Source organism: Pseudomonas sp. Sample_24 (assembly GCF_004307605.1).
Taxonomy (GTDB): Bacteria; Pseudomonadota; Gammaproteobacteria; order Pseudomonadales; family Pseudomonadaceae; genus Aquipseudomonas.
In genome coordinates this window covers 1-3093 of the sequence record NZ_RCNW01000014.1, presented here as the reverse complement: position 1 = coordinate 3093, position 3093 = coordinate 1, and the positions used below count along the sequence as shown (strand labels likewise).

The 3093-nt window shown below is 66.4% G+C and carries 1 protein-coding gene; it reads right to left on the bottom strand.

Annotation, left to right across the window (positions count from 1 at the left end):
• Positions 1 to 3093 (bottom strand): RHS repeat-associated core domain-containing protein (locus D8V06_RS00555; RefSeq protein ID WP_130930264.1); only part of this gene is annotated, 3093 nt, incomplete at both ends.

Here is a 3093-nt window from a genome sequence, read left to right as displayed (position 1 = left end):
ACCATCCGGCACCGAACAACCCGGCCTATTCGCCCCCGGGCAATTCCCGCTCAACCCCAACGGATCCACCCACCCCGTCGGATTCGGCGTATACCGATACGGGTTCAACCCGCCGGCCAGCTTCACCGGGTCCGGTGTCAGGTAGCGCCCGGTGTCGGGGTGGTAGTAGCGGTGGCGGTTGTAGTGCAGGCCGCTTTCGGGGTCGAAGTACTGGCCCTGGAAGCGCAGCGGTTGCTCCAGCTGTTCGCCGTGGCTGTGGCTGAGCTGGCGGACTTTGCCGTAGGCGGTGTAGCGGGCGGACCAGACGATTTCGCCGCTGTAGTCGATGAGTTCCTGCGGGGTGCCGAGGTGGTCGAGTTGGTAGTAGAACGGGCAGGCGTGTTTCGGGCCTTGGCCGTCGAGCATCGCCAGCGGGCGGAAGCTGCCCGGTTCGTAGAGGTAGCTGCGGTAGTGGCTTGGGCTGCTTTCGGCGATCACTTGATCGCCTTGCCAGAAAAATTCCGTGGTCTGGCCGTCGACGGTCTTGCTGATGCGTCGGCCGAAGGCGTCGTAGCGGTAGGACGTTTCGCGACCGTCGGGGGCGGTGAAGCCGATCAGGCGGTGCTGGCTGTCGTAGCGGTATTCGCGCAGGTCCTGGCCGCGGCGTTCGCCGATCAGGTTGCCGTAGGCGTCGTAGCGGTAATGCCGGTCGGCGTGGCGCAGCAGGCGGTTGCCCTTGAGGTGCCAGGGGCCGGGGCGGTCGTGGATCAGCAGGTTGCCGGCCGGGTCGTGGCTGAAGTGTTCCGGGGCCTGCCCGCGGGCGTGGCGCACACCGGTCAGGCGGTCGAGCGGGTCGTACTGGTAATCGCGCTGGCCGTGGCGGGTGTCGGCGACCTGTGCGAGGTTGCCGTTGGCGTTGTAGGCGTATTCGCGACGGTACAGCGGACGCTGCTGCTGGCTGACGGCGTGGGCCTGCAAGCGCCCCTGGTCGTCGTAGGCAAAGTCGCTGTGCAGCACACCGTGCTGGCGCTGCTGTTCGCGACCGCCGACAAAGCGGTGGGTGGTCAACCGCGAGCCGTTGAGGTCGATCGCCGTCAGTGCCCCGCCCTGGGCGCGGTGATACGTGAGGCGGCTGTTGTCCGGCAAGCGCAGGTGCTGCAACTGGCCGCAGGCGTCATAGCCATACCGCAGGGTGCCCCAGCCCTGATGCTCGGTGATCAGCCGGTCGTGGGCGTCATACTCGAACTCCAGCGGATGGTCCTGCCCGTCGTCGACGCTGACCAGCCGCCCCAATCCGTCGTAGCGGTACTCGACCTTGGTCCCGTCGGGCAGGGTCTTGACCAGCAGGCGCCCGGCGCTGTCACGCTGGTAAGCGGTAATGAGCTGCGAGCCGTCATCGCCGAACTCGGTTTTCTCCAGCAACTGGCCGTTGAGGTCATAGGCGTAGGCGGTGCGGCGCCCGTCGAAGCCGGTTTCCTGTCGGATCAAGCCCGTGGGCGTGTAGTCCAGCCGATAGGTGTCGCCGACTTCGTTTTCGATCTCGGTGAGCAGCAGCTGGGCGTGCTCGTAGCGGTACTTGAGCGTGCTGCCGTCGGGGTTGATCCGCCGACTGACCAGGTGCAGGTCGTCGGCGTATTCAAAGCGGGTGACCCGCCCCAGTTCATCGGTTTCAGCGGTGATCTGGCCGTAGGCGTTGTAGCTGTAACGACGGCTGGCGCCTGTGGGAAACGTGGTCTGCAGCAGTCGGCCGGCGGCGTCCCACTGGTAACGCGTAATGGCGCCGAATTCATCCTGAACCGTCGTCCGGCGCCCCCGCGCATCGTAGGCATACTGCCGGCGTGCACCGTTGGGCAAGGTTTCGCCGAGCAACTGGCCGAGGCCGTTCCACTCGAACACATGCCGGCTGTGGTCCGGATACCGGATCGTCAGCAGCCGTCCCTGCGCATCGTACTCGTGGTAGGTGCTCTGGCCGTCCGGGTCGATCAGCCAGGTCAGATCGCCCTGGGCGTTGCGTTGATAGGTCCACTTGGCCTGGCCGCGATAACGGGCATGCAGGAAACCGTTGCGGTACTCGTAGGACGTCGGCTCGCCTTCCGGCGGAATCAGCGCGATCAGCCGCCCGACCTCGTCGTAGCGGTATTCAGTGACCGCACCGAGGGTGTCCTGCTCGGCGATCAAACGACCCTGGGCGTCATAGGCCTTGCGCTGTTCGCCACCGTCGGCCGCGACCCGCCGCACCAGGCGCGCGCGGTCGTCGTGGGCGTAGGTTTCCTCGCTGCCGTCGGCGTGCCGGAGCCGCACGCTGCCGTCGTCGCCCCATGCGTAGCGCGTGTCCATCTGGGCAAACGAGGCCCAGTGGCGGATGCAGCGGGCGGCCTTGCCGGAGTTTTCCCACTCCCAATAGAAACTCGCACCCCCGGCCAGCTGCCGTTGCAGGATGACGTGCTGTTCGTCGTAGTCGTAGCGCTCGCTTTCGCCGGCGGCGTTGCGGGCCTCGATCAAGCGCCCGCGGGCGTCATAGCGGTAGCTGACCAGCGTCTGCTCGGTGCGCCAGGCCGGCGGCTGATCGCCCGAACAATCAAAACGCTGGTAGTCGACGGCGATCAAATGGCGACGCTCATAACGCAGCAGCAAGCCACGTCCGGCGCCGTTATCCAGACGCTGGATGCGCTGGGAAATGTCGCGCTGCACGGTCAGACGATTGCCATAGGCATCGCTGATCGCACTCAGGCGCCCGCCGACAAAGTGATAAAAGCGCGCCGCCTCACCGGCCAGGGCGACGATCAGCTCTTCGGGCGCATCACCGAGGTAAATCGCCGCCCGCGACAGGCTGTTGTGGATCGCCGGGCGGGCCGCGCTGGGCAAGGGAAACGGCGTGCGGCGGTTTTCGGCATCAACCCACACCACCGTGTCGCCGTCGATCTCCAGGCGCTGGCCCAGCGAATGGCTCCAGCCAAAACCGAGACCGCTGTCGATCTCCACCGCGCTGGTGCGATACAAACGGGTGAATTCGAACGGCAGCAGCCCGTCCAAAGAACCGTCGGTCAGGGTCAGCAGTTCTTCGCCGGTGACCAGCGACACCGGGCAGCCATGGGTGGCGGTGCGGTCGGCGGC